20 protein-coding genes, 1 tRNA gene and 1 pseudogene are annotated in these 18,772 nt (G+C 67.8%); 13 read left to right on the top strand and 9 right to left on the bottom strand.

The features are described from left to right. Nucleotides 1-64: 64 nt before the first annotated feature. Together glp and CA982_RS10170 are read left to right on the top strand one after the other, a co-directional pair. Nucleotides 65-1,369: a molybdotransferase-like divisome protein Glp gene (glp, locus tag CA982_RS10175; protein ID WP_086535205.1), complete on the top strand. Its 1,305-nt coding sequence runs from the start codon at nt 65-67 to the stop codon at nt 1,367-1,369. Nucleotides 1,370-1,597: 228 nt separating this feature from the next. Then, complete coding sequence (locus CA982_RS10170; protein WP_086535204.1) at nt 1,598-2,254, top strand: GNAT family N-acetyltransferase; 657 nt, start codon at nt 1,598-1,600, stop codon at nt 2,252-2,254. Between the two features lie 52 nt (nt 2,255-2,306). Here the strand turns inward: CA982_RS10170 and CA982_RS10165 are convergent, their stop codons facing one another. Then, entirely contained in the window at nt 2,307-3,116 is an 810-nt protein-coding gene (locus tag CA982_RS10165) for an ankyrin repeat domain-containing protein (protein ID WP_144066016.1), read from the bottom strand. A gap of 80 nt (nt 3,117-3,196) precedes the next feature. Here CA982_RS10165 and CA982_RS10160 point away from each other — a divergent pair, with 80 nt between their 5' ends. After that, entirely contained in the window at nt 3,197-3,865 is a 669-nt protein-coding gene (locus tag CA982_RS10160; RefSeq protein WP_086535202.1) for an SIMPL domain-containing protein, read from the top strand. 147 nt (nt 3,866-4,012) lie between these two features. After that, nucleotides 4,013-5,293 (top strand): divisome protein SepX/GlpR, encoded by a 1,281-nt coding sequence (gene sepX, locus CA982_RS10155; protein ID WP_086535201.1) that lies wholly within the window; start codon nt 4,013-4,015, stop codon nt 5,291-5,293. Nucleotides 5,294-5,382: 89 nt separating this feature from the next. On the opposite strand, the gene CA982_RS10150 is transcribed toward sepX, so the two are convergent. Next, nucleotides 5,383-6,126, bottom strand: coding sequence for a hypothetical protein (locus CA982_RS10150; RefSeq protein WP_086535200.1), 744 nt, complete (start codon nt 6,124-6,126; stop codon nt 5,383-5,385). An 86-nt stretch (nt 6,127-6,212) separates the two neighbouring features. On the opposite strand from CA982_RS10150, the gene CA982_RS10145 reads away from it, so the two are divergent. Then, nucleotides 6,213-6,285: transfer RNA gene (locus CA982_RS10145), tRNA-Ala, on the top strand. A 23-nt stretch (nt 6,286-6,308) separates the two neighbouring features. On the opposite strand, the gene CA982_RS10140 is transcribed toward CA982_RS10145, so the two are convergent. From CA982_RS10140 to CA982_RS26865, 5 genes and pseudogenes are all read right to left on the bottom strand, one after another. Next, on the bottom strand, nt 6,309-6,539 hold the full coding sequence (locus CA982_RS10140) for a hypothetical protein (protein WP_086535199.1): 231 nt from the start codon (nt 6,537-6,539) through the stop codon (nt 6,309-6,311). A 649-nt stretch (nt 6,540-7,188) separates the two neighbouring features. Next, the gene (locus CA982_RS10135; protein ID WP_086535198.1) at nt 7,189-7,671 is read right to left on the bottom strand and encodes a hypothetical protein; all 483 of its coding nucleotides are present in this window, start codon (nt 7,669-7,671) and stop codon (nt 7,189-7,191) included. A 170-nt stretch (nt 7,672-7,841) separates the two neighbouring features. Beyond that, a complete protein-coding gene (locus CA982_RS26875) occupies nt 7,842-8,300 on the bottom strand; it encodes a hypothetical protein (RefSeq protein ID WP_244176207.1) in 459 nt (152 codons plus the stop codon). A 195-nt stretch (nt 8,301-8,495) separates the two neighbouring features. Further along, nucleotides 8,496-8,615: pseudogene (locus CA982_RS27060) on the bottom strand (DUF2510 domain-containing protein); the annotation flags it as partial. 593 nt (nt 8,616-9,208) lie between these two features. Beyond that, a complete protein-coding gene (locus tag CA982_RS26865; protein WP_244176199.1) occupies nt 9,209-9,691 on the bottom strand; it encodes a hypothetical protein in 483 nt (160 codons plus the stop codon). Between the two features lie 583 nt (nt 9,692-10,274). Here CA982_RS26865 and CA982_RS10120 point away from each other — a divergent pair. The 6 genes from CA982_RS10120 to CA982_RS10095 all read left to right on the top strand — a co-directional run bounded on the left by CA982_RS10120 (nt 10,275) and on the right by CA982_RS10095 (nt 14,851). Next, complete coding sequence (locus CA982_RS10120) at nt 10,275-10,769, top strand: protease inhibitor I42 family protein (RefSeq protein ID WP_144066015.1); 495 nt, start codon at nt 10,275-10,277, stop codon at nt 10,767-10,769. Between the two features lie 54 nt (nt 10,770-10,823). Then, nucleotides 10,824-11,279: a hypothetical protein gene (locus tag CA982_RS10115; RefSeq protein WP_244176198.1), complete on the top strand. Its 456-nt coding sequence runs from the start codon at nt 10,824-10,826 to the stop codon at nt 11,277-11,279. 224 nt (nt 11,280-11,503) lie between these two features. Further along, nucleotides 11,504-11,926: a DUF5994 family protein gene (locus CA982_RS10110; RefSeq protein ID WP_086535195.1), complete on the top strand. Its 423-nt coding sequence runs from the start codon at nt 11,504-11,506 to the stop codon at nt 11,924-11,926. Nucleotides 11,927-12,009: 83 nt separating this feature from the next. Further along, nucleotides 12,010-12,447, top strand: coding sequence for a hypothetical protein (locus CA982_RS10105; protein WP_086535194.1), 438 nt, complete (start codon nt 12,010-12,012; stop codon nt 12,445-12,447). A 110-nt stretch (nt 12,448-12,557) separates the two neighbouring features. Further along, a complete protein-coding gene (locus tag CA982_RS10100) occupies nt 12,558-13,502 on the top strand; it encodes an esterase/lipase family protein (protein WP_086535193.1) in 945 nt (314 codons plus the stop codon). Between the two features lie 20 nt (nt 13,503-13,522). Next, nucleotides 13,523-14,851, top strand: a complete 1,329-nt coding sequence (locus CA982_RS10095) for a family 1 glycosylhydrolase (protein WP_086535192.1) — start codon at nt 13,523-13,525, stop codon at nt 14,849-14,851. A gap of 18 nt (nt 14,852-14,869) precedes the next feature. On the opposite strand, the gene CA982_RS10090 is transcribed toward CA982_RS10095, so the two are convergent. Together CA982_RS10090 and CA982_RS10085 are read right to left on the bottom strand one after the other, a co-directional pair. Beyond that, a complete protein-coding gene (locus CA982_RS10090; protein WP_086535191.1) occupies nt 14,870-15,193 on the bottom strand; it encodes an AzlD domain-containing protein in 324 nt (107 codons plus the stop codon). After that, complete coding sequence (locus CA982_RS10085; protein WP_086535190.1) at nt 15,190-15,969, bottom strand: AzlC family ABC transporter permease; 780 nt, start codon at nt 15,967-15,969, stop codon at nt 15,190-15,192. The genes CA982_RS10090 and CA982_RS10085 overlap by 4 nt, the downstream gene beginning before the upstream one ends. Before the next feature lie 57 nt (nt 15,970-16,026). On the opposite strand from CA982_RS10085, the gene CA982_RS10080 reads away from it, so the two are divergent. Together CA982_RS10080 and CA982_RS10075 are read left to right on the top strand one after the other, a co-directional pair. Next, nucleotides 16,027-16,590: a helix-turn-helix domain-containing protein gene (locus CA982_RS10080; protein WP_086535189.1), complete on the top strand. Its 564-nt coding sequence runs from the start codon at nt 16,027-16,029 to the stop codon at nt 16,588-16,590. Nucleotides 16,591-16,872: 282 nt separating this feature from the next. Next, nucleotides 16,873-18,504: a DEAD/DEAH box helicase gene (locus tag CA982_RS10075; RefSeq protein ID WP_086535240.1), complete on the top strand. Its 1,632-nt coding sequence runs from the start codon at nt 16,873-16,875 to the stop codon at nt 18,502-18,504. The last annotated feature ends 268 nt before the right edge of the window (nt 18,505-18,772 follow it).

Here is an 18,772-nt window from a genome sequence, read left to right as displayed (position 1 = left end):
ACGCGCCGAGGGCTGGCGTCTGCACGTTCCGGTGCCGACCGGTTGAGACGAGAAGAGCGGTGAGATGCGGTCTGTCGAAGATCATCTGACGCTGGTGACCGCGGCGGCGGTGGCGCCGCGACCGGTGCGCGTCGCGATCTCCGAGGCGCAGGGGCTGATGTGTGCCGAAGAGGTCGTCACCGAGCACCCGATGCCCGGATTCGATCAGGCGGCGATCGACGGTTACGCGGTCCGTGCGGTCGACGTGGGAATGGCCGGGGTGCCGGCTCCCGAGGACCTCGAGGATTTCGACGCCAACGGCGCGGAGCTGGTCGATCTCGAACCCGGCGAGCCGATGATCGTGTCGCTCCCGGTCGTCGGGGAGGTCGGTCCGGGCGCCCGCACACCGACACGGTTGCAACCACGTCAGGCGGTGCGCGTCGAGACCGGGGCTCCGATGCCGACGCTCGCCGACGCCGTGGTTCCGCTGCGCTGGACCGACGGGGGCGATCAGAAGGTCAAGATCGGGCATGGGGTGGAGAGCGGCAACTATGTCCGGCGGGTCGGCGACGACGTGCAGCCGGGCGATGTCGCGGTCCGCGCGGGTTCGATCATCGGTCCGGCCCAGGTCGGGCTCCTCGCGGCGGTCGGTCAGGCGCGCGTGATGGTGCACCCCCGGCCGCGATTGTCGGTCATCTCGGTGGGCAGCGAACTCGTCGACATCGACCGCACACCCGGCCCCGGTCAGATCTACGACGTCAACAGCTATGCGCTCGCCGCCGCCGCGCGCGACGCGGGCGCCGACGTGAACCGCGTCGGGATCGCCGAGCGCGAGGCGTCGCGGATGCGCGAAGTCGTGGAGGCACAGCTGATCCGCTCCGAGATCGTGGTGATCTGCGGTGCCGTCGGCGGTAGTGCGTCGACCGCTGTCGCCGACGCGCTCGCCGATCTCGGCGACCTCGAGATCGTCCGTGTGGCCATGCATCCCGGATCGGTTCAGGGTTTCGGGCGCCTCGGTCGCGACGAGGTGCCGACGTTCCTGCTCCCCGCCAATCCGGTGAGCGCACTGGTGACCTTCGAGGTGATGGTCCGGCCGCTCATCCGGATCGCGCTGGGCAAAAGGCAACCGATGCGGCGGATCATCAAGGCGCGCACCATCGGACCGATCGCGTCGGTCCGCGGGCGCAAGGGTTACCTGCGCGGGCAGCTGATGCGCGACGAACGGTCGGGTGACTACCTGGTGCAGGTGCTCGGGGCGTCGCCGACCGGGTCCTCGCACCTGCTCGCCGAACTGGCCGAAGCGAATTGCCTGATCATGGTCGACCCCGACGTCGAGGAGATGGGCACGGGCGACGAGGTCGAGGTGGCCTTCCTCGCGCAACGCGGGTGAGCCTCGGCTGGGTGAGTCGGTTCCCGGTGGTCGAGCCGGCACCTGCTGGTCGGGCCGGCACCTGCTGGTCGGGCCGGCACCTGCTGGTCGGGCCGGCCCCCGCTGGATGAACCGACCCCCGCTGGTTGAGCCGGCACCGAGCGGAGCGAGGAGCCGAGTCGACGCCACCCTGGTTCGAGATTCAGGTCTCATGCCGACGCCACTGTGACTGCGCATAAACTTCTTCTCGTGTTCAGGTGGTTGAGCGGCAATCAGGGAAGCCCGGGCTGGCCGGCAACTCTCGGGCCGCTGCGCACCCGGACCGGCACGGTGACGCTGCGGCCGGTGAAGATGCGCGACGCCAAGACGTGGAGCGAGTTGCGGATCCGCAACCAGAACGCCCTGCTGCCGTGGGAACCGACCGGCGTGGGGAGTTGGGCCGAACGCCATCAGCCGGGATCGTGGCCGCCGCTGTTCGCGGTGCTGAAGTCCGAGGCGAAGCGTGGCGCCCTGCTTCCGTTCGTCATCGAGCTCGACGGCCGGTACGTCGGACAGCTGACCGTGGGGAACATCCAGCGCGGCGCGGTGCGGACCGCGTGGATCGGTTACTGGGTCGACTCGGCCTTCGCCGGCAACGGCATCGCGACCGCCGCCGTGGCGCTCGGGGTCGACCACTGCTTCGGTGCCGTCGGCCTGCACCGGCTCGACGCGACGGTGCAGCCGACCAACGAGGCGTCCCAGAAGGTGTTGACCAACATCGGGTTCCGGCAAGAGGGTCTGCTACTGCGCTACATGGACGTCAACAAGCGCTGGCGAGACCACATGCTGTTCGCGCTCACGGCCGAGGAAGTGGCCGGCAGCGCGGCCGAGGCGCTGGTCCGGGCGGGCCGCGCGACGTTCCAGTGAGCCGGTGGGGATCTGCCCGCACCGCCGCCGATGAGCAGCGGCGCGGATCGTGTCAGCGGCCGGTCTCGATGGGGAAGTCCCGCGCGCGCATCTCGGATTCGATCGCCGCTCGAGTGCGGAGATACGAACCCGTCCGGATGGAATCGTCGGCGGTGTACAGCGCGGGCAGGAAGGTCGAACCGCGCTGATCCCGGTGTGCGCCATCGGCGCCCGCCCGCAGCAGGATCAGGCAATGGTCGATGTTGAGGACGTCGGCCGCGGTGAACAGCGGCGTCCGCCCGGCCAGTGGTTGCACGGAGTCGAGGTCGGCACCGCGGTCGATCAACAGGCGCAAGGCGTCGCCGCGCCGATGACGGACCGCGGTATGGACGACGTTGCCACCGATCCGGTCCGACGCCTCGACCAGTCCGGCGTCGAACTCGACGAAGGTGCGGAAGGCCCGGAAACGGTCGAGCAGCACGCTGTAGGCGACGGCGTTGTATCGGCCGGCACCCGGCCGGTGGGGGTCGGCTCCCGCACGGAGGAGGGCGCCCACGGCCGTCGGCGGTTCGAATTCCACCGCCCATTGCAGCGGGGTGATGTTCACCCGGCGCGGGTCGGTGTCCGGATCGCCGCCCTGTTCGTCGAGGTCGGCGCCGGCGGCCACCAGGGATCGGATCTGCGCCTGGTCGTCGCGCCGGGCGGCGTCGAGCAGGGCAACGGTGGGCGCGGTGAAGTAGTCGGCCGCGTCCGCCCGCACCGAGACGATGTCGGCGATCCAGCCGCACCCGGCGAGCATGCACACCGACATCGCGGTCGCGCACAATGCCACCAATCGGTGCACCGGCACCGTGCTGCTCGCCGCCACGCCGTCTGCCCGCACGCCGTCTGCCTCCACCTCTGCGCCGAATGCCCGATTTCGACGATAGTCCGGATCGGCTCGTCGACGCATAGGCTCTCGGAATGACCGAGCACATCGACGAACTCGAGATCGTCGTCCGCGGCAACGCTCGCGGACGCTACCGGCCCGAACGCGGGATCCTTCATCTCGTGGTGCGGGTGGAGGGTCCGGACAAACCGGCCGTGTACACGCGGGCGGTCGAGGTCCACACCGATCTGACGCATGCGCTGGCCGACCACGAGACGGGAGGCGCAGTGTCCCGGTGGACCGCAGATTCGGTCCGGGTGTGCTCCTATCGCCCGTACTCGGAGTCCGGTGAGCGGCGGGACCTGGTGTACAACACGCGCATCCGCATCGAAGCCGAGTTCGTCGACTTCGAGAGGTTGTCGGAGTTCATCGACCTCTGGGCCGCAGTCGACGCCGTCGAGATCGGTGACGTCGACTGGGACCTCCGCGAAGAGACCCGGCGTGACCGCGAACGGGACCTGCGTCGGGCCGCGGTCGACGATGCGATCGGAAAGGCGCAGGCCTATTCCGATGCGGTGGGACGTGGGCCGGTGACGCCTGTGCTCCTGTCCGACCCGGACATGGCCTCGGGGGCGGTGCCGTCACCGCGTCGGGCCATGCCGCTGGCGGTCGCCGCCGGGCCGCCGTCGTCGCCGTCACTCGACCTGCGCACCGACGACATCGAGATCGCCGTCGCGGTGGACGCCCGGTTCCGCGCGCACTGACCCCCCGGCGCGCCGGAGTTGCTGAGAGGCGTGTGTGAAACGGGCCCGATTCGCCTGTGCCCCGGCGCGTCTACCCGGCGCTGACGTGCCGTCGCCCTAGATTGTGGAGTGGCCTCGTGTGACCAGAGTGAATGAAGGGAGAGTCGCATGCCCAACTCCGTACTGTGGGTCTGTCTCGTCGCGGTCTGGCTCTTCGTGCTGGTCCCGATGGTCATCAAGGGACGTCCGCAGATCCTGAAGTCGACCGACGCGGCGCGCAAGACCCGTCTGCTGCACCGTGGTGGGTCGCGTGCCACGACCGCATCGGGGAACCGACGCCGGTCGTCGGCCCGTCACCCGCACGACCCGTCCTGGAAGTCCTCGCGTCGCAGCGCTACCGCGACGCTCGAGAAGGACACCGACGTGGCACCCGAGGACGACGCGGCGGATGTGGACGAGACCAAGCCCACGGCCCGGATGCGCCGCTCCGGCAGCGCCAAGGTCGAGAAGCCGACAGCAGAGAAGTCGTCAGTCGAATCCGTGGACGACGACACCGAACCCAGGACGACGGCGGCCGACGACGAGCCGGTGGAGAATGACGTCTCCGCGGACCTCGACGGGGATCTCGACGCCGAGGTCGACGAGACCGTTGCGGACGAGGCGGACGACACGTCCGAAGGCGCTGAGCACGACGACGACTTCGTGGATGTGGCAGAGGCCGACGCTGACGCCGAGTACGAGGACGACGTCGACGGCGCGGAGTACGACGACTCCGAGGTCGCCGAGTACGAGTACGACGATTCAGACGACGCCGAATACGACGACGCGACAGACGAACTCGACGAAGACGAGTACGACGACTACGCCCGCGGCTCGCGGCACACCGAGGTCCCGTCCGCGGTCGACGAAGATGAGACTCACGAAGACGAGACCGACGAGGTCGCGGTCGACGAGGTCGAGGACAGCCGTCCGGCGGCGCGTTCGTCGACCGGTCGACGATCCGGGCGGAGCATCTACTCGTCGGAGAAGGAACGCGAGCTCAAGTACCGGGAGCGTCAGCGCGTCACGCTGGGGTTGTTCGTACTGGTGTTGCTGGCGATCGTGGCCGGCGTCGTCATGGGGACGCCCGGCTGGGTGGCCACCGGCGTGCTCGGGCTGCTCCTCGTGGGCTACCTCGCGTACCTGCGCCGCGCGGTGAAGACCGAGCAGCAGATCCGAGCGCAGCGCCTTGCTCGTGCCAAGCGGTCGGCGCGCGCCGAGGAGGAGCGTCGTCGACGCGCCGCCGCGGTCCCGGAGTTCGCTGCCGCGCCCCCGCCTCCGCGACTTCGGCGCCCCGGTGGTGCAACGGTTCTCGAGATCGACGACGAGGACCCGGTGTTCGACCACATCCCGCCCTTCCAACGGCGTCGGATGGACCGCGAAGACCTGCAGTACCGCCGCGTCGGCTGAGCTGCGTAGATCCCGTCCACGACAGACTCGTTCAGCAGTGGGTATCGCTCATCGATACCTACTGCTGAACTGTTTCTGAGGCGGGGTTTCTACGTGGTCAGCGCCGGCTTGCCATGCGAATCCAGCCACGCCTGACCGGCTTTCGCAGCCTTCGAGAGCGCGATGCGCTCGCCGAGGTAGGTTGCCGGGGCCCCGACGACGGGGATGTAGGCGAGCATGCGGAACAGCGCCATCGGCTGGGGACGCTTCTCGAATTCGTCGTCGACGGCGCGAAGCAGCTTCGCCGCATCCCAGATCGCGGCGAACAGCGACTTCTCGCGTTCCTTCGGTTCCGGCGGCAGGGACTTCCCGGACTCCGCGGTGACGTCGGGGTTGGTGAGGTCGCGTTTGCACAGCACCGACGCGAGTAGCTGCACCTGCCGCTTGCGATCGGTGACCTCGTACTCGCGGGCGATCGCCACCAGCACCATGGCCTGGTTGGCGAAACCCAGGTACGGGGTGATCGGTAACCGTTTCGCCCATACGCCGAACACTCCCGGGAACGCCACGGCGCCGGTGTTCAGCGTGCCGATCCGGGTGACCCACCAGCTCGCGCGCTTGTGCATCGACCGCTCCGACCAGCCCTTGGTGCCCGGCCACTCGGCGACGTCGAGCAGCTTCGACGCGGCGTGCTGGGCCTGCTGCAGGCGCGAGTCGGGATGGTCGTCGTCATGGAAGGTATGCCCCTTCAGCCCGAGGGGGTCCCGCTCGGCGAGCGCATCGAGGACGGGATTGATCACCCCAACCACATTGTCGAGAACTCCGGCCAACTGCTGATCAGACATCCGAGGCACGCACCCACCCTAGCCGCGGACCGGCCGTTTGGGAGTAGGCGACCCCGGGCTGATAAAGTGGCTCGCGGTTGGTCGCAAGACCTCCCGGGGCTATGGCGCAGTTGGTAGCGCGACTCGTTCGCATCGAGTAGGTCTGGGGTTCGATTCCCCATAGCTCCACCGAAACAGCAGATCAGACGGCCTCACCCGCAACCCGGGTGGGGCCGTTTTTCGTGGCACCCACGGTGAACACACGAGAAACGGGGCGAGGCGATCGAGCGCGTGCGCACATCGCTGGTGACCAGCTTGCGCTGCACGCAGTGCCGGCGCGTGATCTCTTGGGACGTGTGGCCGAGATGCTCGGCCGCCGCCTCCATGCCGATCTCGTCAGCGAAGATCGTCGCGATCGTCTTGCGAAACGTTCTCAGCGTCACCCACTCGACGGTGAATCACCCTCCTCAGCGGAGATGGTCGTAGAACGTGGGAGCTACCGGGTGCCGGCCGCCGACTCGGCCGGGGCCTTCTTCGTCGCCTGGGTAATCGTGGTGGCGGGTCCCGGGGGGTGGAGTCTTCACGATGGTGTCCCGCTGCCGTGCTCCTTCACCACTGGTCCCAAGGACGCCGCCGATCGCAGCCCACGACTTGCCCCGTGTCCGGGCTTGCTGCACATACAGGCGCGCGTTCTACTCTGCGTTGGCAGCTTCGACGAGCGGCCTTACTCAGTCCGTCGAGGGCGTCGACGGCCGAGCTGCTGGTGGGCTCGCAGTCGTTCTCGAATCGGGAGGCCAGTTCGTCGGCGTGGGCGAGGATGTCATCGATTGTGTGGCATAGCCATCACCTCATGAACTGGGTCGGGGCGGGCGCATCGAGTGGATGATGACCGGCGTGCCGTCATTGGCGACCACGTGGTCGACCTCAACGAGGTGGGCGTCGGTCGCGGGTTGACAGCGGGTTGTTGAACGCGTGCAGAGTGTCATCGGCGTGGACTGCTTATAGGTACTGGGCGATGACGGGCTCGGTCTGCATGCGTGCGAGGTACCTTGCCCACTCAATGTTGCAATCCAACTTGTCGTTGAGGGGCTCCTAGCAGTAGTCAACGAGCGTGAGGCCCTCAACACCCTCGCCGGCGAGCTGCCGGTTGAACTCCTGCAGACCCTGGCCCTCGTTGCCCACGTAGACCACAACTGTGGTGCCGTTCGTGAGTACGCGACCATCACTGCCGACCCCGGCCTCGCATGCTGCTTGCACGAATGCTCTGTCGCCATCGCCAGCGGGTGAGGTCCGAATCTGCCAGTTCTCGCCGGCCTCGCTGCTGCAGAAAGTTGCCTGCTCTTCGGCGCTACAGGCGAATCCGAGTCGTCGGGCCGCGGCGATGACAGCATCTGCAGTGATCCGAACCGTCGACGAGGTTGTGATGGGCGACCTTTCGGCACCGGCCGATTCCGCGGTCGTTGACCCCGTCGCGGTGGTCGTCGTCTCAGTGCTGCCCGAGTCGTCGCTTGAGCAGCCCGAGAGTGCGAGGACGCCGGCGGCGGCGAAGGTGAGGGAGATTCGTGCAGTTTTCATTTCCGGCACTGTACGACACGAGCTCAAAGACCTGACTGGAACTACCTCTCCGCGAGGGCATCCCGCGACACTCCACCGGACGTCCTCGCCTTTCGATAGAGTCCGGACACGACGAAGCGCCCCGGTCTCAGCAAGGAGAGCGAGAGGCTTCCCTATTGGCGGGGCGAGTGCTACCCCGCGTTGCCGTAGACCTCGACGATGTTGGCCTCGACCTTCGGTGCTGTAACAGACCCGCCCATCGTCGTGTCGTAGGTTTCCGACCCGGTGACGCCTACCCATAACGTCACGAGGTCATCCTCGACGACCTCTTTGAACGACGCGAGGCCAGCCGTCACGATCGTGTTGATGTCGAAGTCGTAGACGTCGACCTGCTGACCGTCGGTGTTCACCCTGATTTGAAACGTGCCGGTCGCGGCGTCGGCCTGGACCACTCGTCCGTGAATCACATACAACTCACCCTTGTATGCGCCGGGATCCTTTGCGACGAGCTGCCAGTCCCTTGATGTGACGGTGCGGTAAGACGCCTTGTTCGTGAGCCGCCGGAACTCCCGGTCGCGCTGTTCGCGCGCGGCCGCCGCCGATCTAGATGCGGCAGCAGCGGCGGATGGATCGGGCGCGAAGATGGTCACGGACCCGGACCCGTCCGCGGTCACTGTCGAGCTGCTGCGCGCGCTACTCGAATCGCTACCGGATGAACCTATGACTGCCGCACAGGAACCCACGACCAGAAGGAACGCAAAGAGTGATCCACCGATTATGAGCAGTGGCTTGGCGGCGCCTGACTTTTTGCGCTGGGGGTACGGCGGAAGGGGTGCCGACGGCGGGGGAGTCGGCTGGCGATTGGCTGTCCATTGGTACCCGTCCCACCACCGAATCATCTCCGGGTCTTCAGGATCGCGATGCCATCCGGGGTTCGATGGCCAAGGGGGCGGCAGCTGTGACATTCGCGGATCATATCGGGCGTACCCGGCGCCGCGCTGTCGTCTGCGCGAGCGTATCGAGCCGTCGGCCTACTGGTGCTGAGGGGGATCGGGGCGCGTTTCGTCGTCTCTGTGGAGATCCCACAACCCACGTTTGATCCATGGAAAGCGGATGGGCCGGACCCACGCTGAGGAGCTTGATACGCGCTCGGGCATGGCTCTGAGCTGGGTCGGCGGAACTGCTGACCATCAAAGGGGCTGGCACACAGGGCGATTCGCACTGACTGGGCCTGAGGTTGGGCTCCACCGAAGACAATGGATGAGACGGCCTCACCCGCAAGGCGGATGAGGCCGCTTCGTTGTCGCTCACTGAAACGCACCGGACGACGGCGTGACGCGATCGAGCAGGTGCTGCACTGTCGCCGGATCCCACCGATTGGTGCCGACGACGCGCGACTGCCGGTCACGAGTTGGCGATGTTCGTGGCCTCTCCCGGGTCGCGATCGCGTTCCTGGCGCGCCGCGGGCATGGGGTCTCTGGGGACGCTGCCTATCCGCAACGAGACCGACCGATTCATCTGATCACCGAAGGTGATCCGGGCGAGTCGATGTCGTCGATCACCCCAGCACGTACGTCGCTTGGGAGTGTGCTCCGAAGCGGTCGATGCGTGCGAAGTTGATCTCACCGTCGGAGGCTCCGGTGTCACCGAGGGTGGTGAAACCGAGTGCCCAGCTCAGTTCGGACTCGTAGCGCCAGTGCGCCCACCGGTAGGTGTTGGAGTACGTGACCGAGGCCGACATGTGTGCGGGGTTGGCCGACCAGGCACGCACGACCTCGACGCCCCCGCGGGGAAGGACTCGGGCGGGCGGATCGATCCACTGTGTCGCCGAGGAGCTGCCTCCCCAGGTGTCGGTGGACGGCCATCCGCTCAGCGACAGGTCCCAGCCGGTCTTGTTGATCATGATCATCGTGACGGTCGATCCGCCAGGGGGCGTCGGACGTGCCTGGGCCTGCGGTGCAGCCGCGACGCCGAGGCCGAGCGCGAACAGCACCGCTGACACGAATACGACCAGGCGGGTGGCGATTGGTGATGTGGTCATGATGGGTCCCTCTGCTTGATTCCTGGACTGATCTGGCCGCGAAGGAGCCGCCAGCTTTCGTCACGAGTACTCGCATCACTCACACAACCTCTGAAATGATGTTTGTCCTGGCAGCGTGCCCTGTGCGTTTGTGACGTTAGCACTTTCAATGAAGTGCTGATACATCAAAATGGGGACGAGTCCAGCGTCGAGCGGAAACTCTGCGAGAGTGCTCCAGGCCGCGAGGGCTCGGGGAGGGCGCCCACCCCGCTTCTACCTCGGGTCAGGACGCGCAGGGCGTGAAGACGTGGGACGCATCGTGATCGCCGCACAGGGGCACCGACATCTCAGGTGACATCCCCGCAGGGGTCACCAGGTCCCAGTGGGTGGCGCGGCGATGGCAGTCGATGACGTAGCAGTCGGGAGCAAAGGAGTCTTCCACGCCCGGTGAACGTGTCGGGACACCCGGCCATTCCCGGGACGAGGGTGGTGCGCCACCGCGGATCGAGCGCGCGGATGGCTGTGTTGACCGAAACATAGCTCCCTGTCGCGGTTTTCGGCCGCATCTTCCAACGGCGATGTACCTGTCCGTAGGGTGGGCTCGGTGCCGGCAAAGAAGGTCGTGATGAGTTGGTGCCGTCGAGCAGGGGGTCGCTCGTCGACGCTGCTTGTTCTCGCGAGTGTCGTCGCCGGTGCTCTGATGGGCTGCGCCGAAGCCACAACCGTCAGCGGGACACCCGTCGGGCCGTCGACCGCCCGCGTGTCGGTGCCTTCGACGGTCGGTGACGTCCGTTTGGCCGTCGGTGACACGTTGGCGGTGGAGTTCGGCATCGTGAACCTCAGCGTCGGCGATCAGTGGAGGGTCGCCGAGGACCCCGATCCCGAGGTGCTCGCCGAGATGCTCGCCGACGGAGCGGGTGCCGATCAGGAGCCGCCTCCGCCCGGGAGTGCGACCAGGTTGACCATGCGTTTCGTGGCGGTGGCGCCCGGTTCGACATCGCTGACGTTCCAGTATTCACATCGAGGCGGGCCGGGCAGTCCACCCGATTCCGGCCCGTCGCGCAGAACGGTGACCGTCACAGTGGCAGGGCGGCCCTGACTCCACCTCCGATGCCGGCTCACCGACGTCGGCTCCCCGTGCCTAACATCGGGCGTGGGCTTTTCGCCGTGGGGCTTGCTGGTCGGACTCGCCGTGCTGTTGCCGAACCTCCTGCTGGTCTGGTTTCCACCCCGCACCCCGATACCGCGGGTGGTGATCCCTTGGTGGATGGGCGGATTCGAGCGTGTCGGTCAGGCGCTGTGCCTGGTCGTCCCGGCCATCACGGCCCCCGGAGATCTGGCGTGGTGGTGGTGCGGGCCGGTCGTCGCAGGGCTGACCGGCTACTACGCGCTGTGGGTTCGCTATGTCCGGACGGGACGGTCGGCCTCGGCGTTGTACGGACCGGTGTGGGGTGTGCCGGTACCGATGGCCGTCCTGCCGGTGCTGGTGTTCGTCGCCGCAGCGATGTGGTTGCGCAACCCGTGGCTCGCGGTGTCGGCAGCGGTCCTCGCGGTGGGACACGTGCCGGCGGCGATGCGGATCGCGCGCGGCGTGGGCGACCCGCGGTGACCGCAGGAGTGGGCACCACACGGACTCGACGTCGCGGCGGTGCACCCGCGTTGCGCGCTGGGCGTACACTCCCAACAACTGGATCGAACATCTGACAGGCCCCTGTCGGCGTCGCCGGTGTCAGATGATCGCCACGGGTGGTCGAGTCAGGTGGCAACGGTGAAGGTCGTTACTCGTACCGTGGGAGCCGGCCCACGATTGTCTCCACACAACCGGGTCGACGGATGAAGCCGCTGCTCGGCCCGGCGCGAGTACGATTCGGCGTCGATCCCGGGGCAGCTGTGGCGGGCGCCTGGTATCCGTACACCGTTCAACTCGCCGACGAGCTCCCCGGGATGCTCACGACGGCGCGATCGACGGTCGGCGACGTCAGTGGAATCGACGTGAACTGGACCAGCTTCCGTCGTCTCCCGGGACTGGACTCACCGGATTCGCCGGAGACGCCGCCCCTGATGACGCTCACGGCCGGCGGGCGGGTGGTCACGCTGTTGGTGATCCCACCGCGAACGGCATCCTCTCTGGCGGCGACCCTGCTGCGACAGGCGAGTGGCGCCGTCATGGATGGCCGGTGTCACTCACTGGAGTTTCGTCGTGCCGAACGAATCCTGGTGCGTGCCGGCCTCTCGGCCACTCGCGAGACCGGCTGACCGAATCGGCACCGAAAGCCTCGGTCCCGCTCACCAGGCGCTTCCCGGGGCGTGGCCGGGTGCTGCGGTGTAGGTTTTCGCCCATGACCGCCGCGATGCTCACGTTCGCCGGGACGTTGCTGGTCGCGGTGATCGGTGCGGTCATCGCGCGACTCGACGCCAACGACCGGCACCAGAAGCTCTCGCAGAAGGTCGACATCCTGACCAAATTGCCGCACGACTCCCCGGCACACGCGCGGATGAGCGGCATCGTCCTCGACGCGATCGACGAACTCGGTGAGTACGAACACCGGCGTCGGAGTGCGGTCTTCCAGCGGCGCGCGCTCACCATGGCGTTCCTGGCCTGGCTCGTGGTGGTCGGCCTGCGCATCGCGGCCGAACAGTTCGACGTCGGGCACTACGAGCAGATCATGCACTACGCCGCGGTCACCCTTCTCGTGCTCGGCTTCGTCCTCGTGTTCGCCTCGGCGGTCGCGACCGTCCGCGACATCCGGCACCGTGACGAGGAACCTCCGGCGTGAGGCGACAGTGGTCTGTGGCGACGTCGGCACCACCGCCCCGCGGTGGAGCCGACCGGGTGGGTCCGCTCAAACACATGTCCCGGCCTGAGACGGTTTGTTAGCTTTCGTCCATGAGATCGCCGAAGCTCCTGTGGGGCCTGGTCGTCGCCGTGATCGGCGTGCTGGTGATGACCGCGGCACCGGCCCGCGCCGACACCCTGCCGGTCACCTACAACTTTCTGGCCGGAATCCCGAACGAGCTGACCGACCCGGGCGGCTCGCTCCCCGGCTCGAACGACTGGAACTGCACACCGTCTGCGCGCCATCCCAATCCGGTCATCCTGGTGCACGGGACGGGCGGATCGCAGCAGACCAACTGGGGTACCTACGTCCCGTTGCTGAAAAACGAGGGCTACTGCGTGTTCGCGTTGACCTATGGCGCGGTCACGGGGGCGCCGTGGCCGATCAGCGCGATCGGCGGCATGGGCGAGATGTCGAACAGTGCCGCCCAGTTCGGTGCATTCGTGGACAAGGTCCGTCGGACGACCGGAGCTTCCAAGGTCGACGTCGTGGGCCATTCGCAGGGGACGGTGGTGCCCGCGTACTACGCGAAGTATCTCGGCGGACGAGGCGCCATCGACAACTATGTGTCGCTGGCTCCGGCGTGGCGGGGCTCCGGGGTCGGCGGGAACGACGTGATCATGCCGATCGTCCGGTCCCTCGGATTGCGACCGGAGCAGGTGCCGTTCTGCCAGGCCTGCGCCCAGCTCGATCCCGGGGCCGAGGTGATGCGCAAGATCGCCGCCGGCGGCTTCTACCTGCCCTCGATCCGGTACACCAACATCGCCACGCGGTACGACGAACTCATCGTGCCCTACACCCTCGGATTGCCTCCGGGCGGATCGAATGTGCACAACATCGTTGTGCAGGAGGGATGTTCGGTCGACTACACCGAGCATGCCGGGATCGCGGGGTCGCGACGTGCGGCGTTCTTCGTGCTCAACGCGCTCGATCCCCAGAACCCGCGACCGGTTCCGTGCGATCGCGCCGCGCCGATCACCGGGAGCCCGTTCTGAGAGCACACGGAAGACCGTGGATGGGTAGGGGTTTCACGCGTCTTCGAGGTCGCTCCGTGGCCGTCGCGACGGCCACGATTCTGATCGGGATCTGCGGTCTCGGCGGTGCCGGCACGGCTTCGGCGAACGTGCCGTCGCTCGGTCCTGCCTTCGAGTTCGGCGTCGCCCAGTCCGGATTCCAGTCCGAGGGGTACAACCGCGACTCGAACTGGGTGCGATATGGCGATCAGGGCCGAGTCGCCCACCGCGTCGGCAACGCCGTCGACTTCTACCATCGCTACGCCGAGGACATCGCCCGGGCGAAGGGACTGGGCGTCGGCATCTATCGGACCTCGGTCGAATGGTCGCGAGTGGAACCGTCCCGCGGGCGGGACGATCCGGCGGGGTGGGCATTCTACGATCGGGTGATCCGGGCGGTCGTCGACGCCGGGATGCGACCCATGATCACCCTCAACCACTGGGTGCACCCGGGCTGGGCGGTCGACCTCGGCGGTTGGAATCGTCCGCAGATGTCCGCGGACCTCGTGCGCTTCGCCGAGCGGGTGGTCGACCGGTATGCCTGGGCCGACCCGCTGTGGATCACTTTCAACGAACCCACCGAATACGTTCGGCGCGAACTGATGTACGGGGGAGTGGCACCGCAGAACGTGCGGCTCATGGCCGACGGGATCGTGGCGGCACATCGGGCGATCCACCGCCACATCCACCGCGTACAACCGGGCGCCCAGGTGTCGTCGAACATGGCCTACTACCCGATCATCGGCGTCCAGACATGGCTCGAATCCGTTTTCCCGCAACGCATGCGGGACACGCTCGATTTCGTGGGCGTCGACCATTACTACTCCTTCTCGATCACTGACGCCTCCGTCGCCAATGGTGCGTCGGGTGAGTTCTGGAAGAGTTCGCAGGCACCGGAGAGCATCTACTACGTGCTCCGCCATGTCGCGCAACAGTTCCCGGGCAAGCAGATCCGGGTGATCGAGAACGGTCTGGCCACCGACCCCCAGGGCCGACGGCCAGATGGTTACCGGCGGGCCGACCACCTACGGGACACCGTGTACTGGCTGCAGCGCGCGCGCCAAGACGGCATCGACGTGGCGTCCTACAACTACTGGAGTCTCACCGACAACTACGAGTGGGGCGACTTCGATTCGCGCTTCGGTCTGTACACCGTCGACGCGCAACGTGACCCGAGCCTGTCCCGCCGCCCGACCGACGCGGTCGCCGCCTACCGCCAGATCACCCGTGACCGTGGTGTTCACCGCGGTTATCGTCCGACGCGGATGCCGGTGGCGTGTTCGCTGGTCGCCGTGCCGGACAGCTGTACGAATCCGGCCATGGTGCGGTGACGTTCCGCGACGGGGACGTCAGGCGACGCCGAGTGCTCGCAGTCCCGCCGCGGTGGCGGCGGCGAGGATGACCACGACGGCAAGGGGCGCCCTCAACAGCGCCGCGATCACCCCCACCGTCACACCCGCGGGCCGCGCCCATCCGGCGAAGTCGTGGTCGATGAAGAACGCGCCTGTCAGCGCCACGGCGACGAGCAGGACGACGGTCGCCCGGTCCATCAGTTTCTCGGTCGCCTCCGACACCGAGATCCGGTTTCGCAGAACAGGTCCGGCGGCGCGCATCGCGTAGGTGCCGACCGCGAGGAGTGCGACACCGATCGCGAGCGAGACCCCGGTGGTCATCGCCCACTCCGAATGGTGTCGTGCACGGGGACGTCACGCGACGTGACGTCCGCGTCGTCGTCGGCGGCCGTGACGGACGGATCCGGTGTTCGTGTGGTCGTCGTGCGGAACCGCCGGACCGTCTCGAGCGCGGCAAATCCACCGAGCGCACCGATGATCGGCAACCCGGCGGGCAGGAACGGCGTCGACGCCACGGCGACCGCTGCGCCGATGGTCACCGCCGCCCAGGTGGCGCCGTCGCGAAGGGCCGGAATGGCCAGTGCGGCTAGTAGGGCGGGGAAAGCGGCGTCGAGGCCGAGGCCGGCCGGGTCGGCTACGACGCCGCCGAGGGCGGCGCCCAGGGCTGCCCCGACGGGCCACGACACGAGAACGCCCAGCCCGCACAACAGGAATGCGGCGCGTGCACGTCGCGAATCGGGCTCGGCTGTCGCCAGAGCCGCCGTCTCGTCGTTGATGAGGTGTGCGCCCAACAGGATCTCGGGAGCGCCGCGCAGGTGTTTTCCGACGGCGAGGCCGTAGCCGAAGTTGCGGGTGTTCACCAACAGGCCCGCCAGCGCAGCCAGGATCGGTACCCCGCCGGCGGCGAGGATGCCGACGAAGACGAACTCCGACGACCCGGCGAGGACGACCGTGGCGATCAGGACGATCTGCCAGAGCGCGAGACCCGCGCTGTGGGCGGCCACCCCGTACGACATCCCGATGACAAGGACCGAAAGAGACATCACCACGACGGCCCGCAGGGTCGCGGTGTCGAGTGTTCTCCAAGCCGAACGCATGACTATCATAGTGAACAGAAGAAGGGTGTTCGTCAAGATGGACGATCGGACGGTTCGATGAACGATGCACGGTCGGTGAACCCGAAAGAACTCGTCGCCGCGTCGTTGAAACGGGAACGGGCACGGGCCGGTCTGTCCCTGACCGAACTCGCGCGCCGTGCCGGCATCGGGAAGTCGACGCTGTCCCAGCTCGAATCAGGGGAGGGGAACCCCAGCGTCGAAACACTGTGGGCACTGTCGACGGCCTTGGGAGTGCAGTTCTCGGCGCTGCTGGATTCGCCGACGCCCACGGTCGAGGTCATCCGTTTCGGTGAGGGCCCGGTGATCCCGGCCGCGGACGCGGACTACTCGGCGACCCTGTTGTCCACCGCATCGCCGGGTTCACGGCGCGACATGTACGTCATCAGAGCCGAACCCGGCAAACCGAGGGTCTCCGCACCGCATGCGCGGGGGATCCTCGAACATGTGGTGATCAGTTGCGGCCGTGCACGTCTCGGACCCAGCGACGCCCCCGAGGTGCTCTCGGCCGGGGACTACATCTCGTATCCCGGCGATGTGGAGCACGTCTTCGACGCACTCGAGCCCGGCACCGTCGCGGTGATGCTCAGCGAGGCCTTCTGAGCGTGTGGGCCAGGTTCTCGCGAAACGCGACCTGCATCACAGCGATTCGCGGTATCGATTACCGACGCGTACTGTTGCCAGAAGTGATGCGCCCCCACGGGCCGCGTCTAGCGTCGTAGAACGCCTCTCTCGCAGGTCCGGAGATTCCGACACCGTCGGCCGCCTGCCATTGACTTCATACGGCGAACGAGCTCGCGTACCCGCGTGTTCGCCATCGGCACCGCCCTTGCACGTCAGTCGTGCTGTTCGCGTGCCAAGCACAGGAAGACACCTGCACACCACATGACTGCTGTACTCGAAACCCCGACGACCACCACCTCGGACGCCGCTGTGTCCGCTCCGGGTGTGTCCTTCGAATCTCTCGGTGTTCCAGCCGAACTCGTTAAGGTCCTCGCCTCGCAGGGCAAGGTCGACGCGTTCCCGATCCAGGCAGACACCCTGCCCGACACCCTCGACGGCAAAGACGTCCTCGGTCGCGGCAAGACCGGATCGGGCAAGACCCTCGCCTTCTCCATCCCGCTCGTCGCCGGCCTGGCCGAGATGCAGGTCAAGCGCTACGTGGGGGCACCCACCGGCCTGATCCTGGCTCCGACCCGCGAGCTCGCGACCCAGATCGCCGCGGTCGTCGAACCGCTCGCCGCCTCCGTGGGACTGACCGTCACCACCGTCTTCGGCGGAGTCAAGCAGACCCGGCAGGAGCAGGCGTTCCGCCGCGGCGTCGACATCGTCGTCGCCTGCCCCGGGCGTCTCGAGGACCTGATGCGCCAGGGCATCGTTCGCCTGGACGAGGTCGAGATCACCGTGATCGACGAGGCCGACCACATGGCGGACCTCGGCTTCCTCCCCGTCGTGACCAAGATCCTGGCCGCGACCCCCGCCGACGGCCAGCGGATGCTGTTCTCGGCGACCCTGGACAACGGCGTCGACAAGCTCGCCAAGCGCTTCCTCGACAACCCGGTGCTGCATTCGGTGGATTCGGCCGAGTCGCCGGTCGCCGCGATGACCCACCACGTCTTCGAGGTCTCCTCGGCGAACAAGCAGGATCTCGTCGCCGAACTCGCCTCCGGGACCGGGCGTCGCATCCTGTTCATGCGCACCAAGCACCAGGCCAAGAAGCTCGCCAAGAAGCTCAGCGAGACCGGGATCCCCGCCGTCGACCTGCACGGCAACCTCAGCCAGGCGCAGCGCGACCGCAACCTCGCCGCATTCGGTGAGGGTGACGTCCGCGTCCTCGTCGCCACCGACGTCGCCGCCCGCGGTGTGCACGTCGACGGCATCGAGCTCGTCGTACACGTCGACCCGCCGGCCGAGCACAAGGCGTACCTGCACCGCTCGGGCCGTACCGCCCGGGCCGGGTCGGCCGGCGACGTCGTGACCGTGTGCCTGCACGAGCAGCGTCGTGAGGTCGCGCAGCTGCTGCGCAAGGCAAAGATCTCCGTGACCCCCGTCTCGGTCGACGCTTCGTCGGCAGCCGTCGACGAACTCGTCGGCGACCGCGCGCCCCGCGTGTCCGCAGCGGCACGCGCTGCTGCAGAAGCCGCGCGTGGCGGCGGTGCTCAGGGTGGCCGGTCCCAGGGCGGTCGCGCTCAGGGTGGCCGGTCACAGGGAAATCGCCGCGGCGGTCGTGGCCGCGGCCAGGGCGGCAACGGCGGCGCCCGAGGCGAGAGCCGGAGCGCCGGAACCGGTGGCAGCCGGAACGCTGCCGGCGGTGACTCGCGCGGAACTCGCGGCGAGGGCCGCGGTCGCCCGGCCCGGAGCGATTCACGGTCGAGCGGTTCGCGCTCGGCAGAGGGCCGCACAGGCGGTCAGGGTCGGGGCACGGGACACTCGCGTGCCGGCGACCAGCAGCGCGCGGGCAGCCGCGGGCAGGGACGCCGGGTGAGCCGTCCCGCCGGCTCACCGGCCGGTCGCTGAACCTGATACGTCAGCCGCGATAATCGAAGAACGGCGCTCGCCCACGCGAGCGAAGCGAGCCCTCTGTTCCCCGAGGTGCGAGCGAAGCGAGCCTCGAGGGGCTGGTGACCATGGTCGCCGCCCTTCGAGGCTCGTCGCTTTCGCTCCTCGGGGGCGGGGGGTCGCGCGCTCTGCAAGCTCCGGGCGCTCCTCAGGGAGCGGGGGGTCGCGCGCTCCGCAGGCTCCGGGGGCTCCTCAGGGAGCGGAAGGGTCGCGCGCTCCGCAGGCT

Origin of the sequence: Gordonia lacunae (assembly GCF_002149015.1) — a bacterium.
In the GTDB taxonomy this organism is placed as follows: Bacteria; Actinomycetota; Actinomycetes; order Mycobacteriales; family Mycobacteriaceae; genus Gordonia; species Gordonia lacunae.
The sequence above is the reverse complement of the archived record's forward strand: the minus strand, read 5'-3'. Positions and strand labels throughout refer to the sequence as shown.

Coding starts and splice junctions, on each gene's coding strand:
- glp (WP_086535205.1), top strand. CDS start 65: ATGCGGTCTGTCGAAGATCATCTGACGCTGGTGACCGCGGCGGCGGTG.
- CA982_RS10160 (WP_086535202.1), top strand. CDS start 3,197: ATGACCGAGCACATCGACGAACTCGAGATCGTCGTCCGCGGCAACGCT.
- sepX (WP_086535201.1), top strand. CDS start 4,013: ATGCCCAACTCCGTACTGTGGGTCTGTCTCGTCGCGGTCTGGCTCTTC.
- CA982_RS10135 (WP_086535198.1), bottom strand. CDS start 7,671: ATGAAAACTGCACGAATCTCCCTCACCTTCGCCGCCGCCGGCGTCCTC.
- CA982_RS26865 (WP_244176199.1), bottom strand. CDS start 9,691: ATGACCACATCACCAATCGCCACCCGCCTGGTCGTATTCGTGTCAGCG.
- CA982_RS10110 (WP_086535195.1), top strand. CDS start 11,504: ATGAAGCCGCTGCTCGGCCCGGCGCGAGTACGATTCGGCGTCGATCCC.
- CA982_RS10105 (WP_086535194.1), top strand. CDS start 12,010: ATGACCGCCGCGATGCTCACGTTCGCCGGGACGTTGCTGGTCGCGGTG.
- CA982_RS10100 (WP_086535193.1), top strand. CDS start 12,558: ATGAGATCGCCGAAGCTCCTGTGGGGCCTGGTCGTCGCCGTGATCGGC.
- CA982_RS10095 (WP_086535192.1), top strand. CDS start 13,523: ATGGGTAGGGGTTTCACGCGTCTTCGAGGTCGCTCCGTGGCCGTCGCG.
- CA982_RS10090 (WP_086535191.1), bottom strand. CDS start 15,193: ATGACCACCGGGGTCTCGCTCGCGATCGGTGTCGCACTCCTCGCGGTC.
- CA982_RS10085 (WP_086535190.1), bottom strand. CDS start 15,969: ATGCGTTCGGCTTGGAGAACACTCGACACCGCGACCCTGCGGGCCGTC.
- CA982_RS10080 (WP_086535189.1), top strand. CDS start 16,027: ATGAACGATGCACGGTCGGTGAACCCGAAAGAACTCGTCGCCGCGTCG.
- CA982_RS10075 (WP_086535240.1), top strand. CDS start 16,873: ATGACTGCTGTACTCGAAACCCCGACGACCACCACCTCGGACGCCGCT.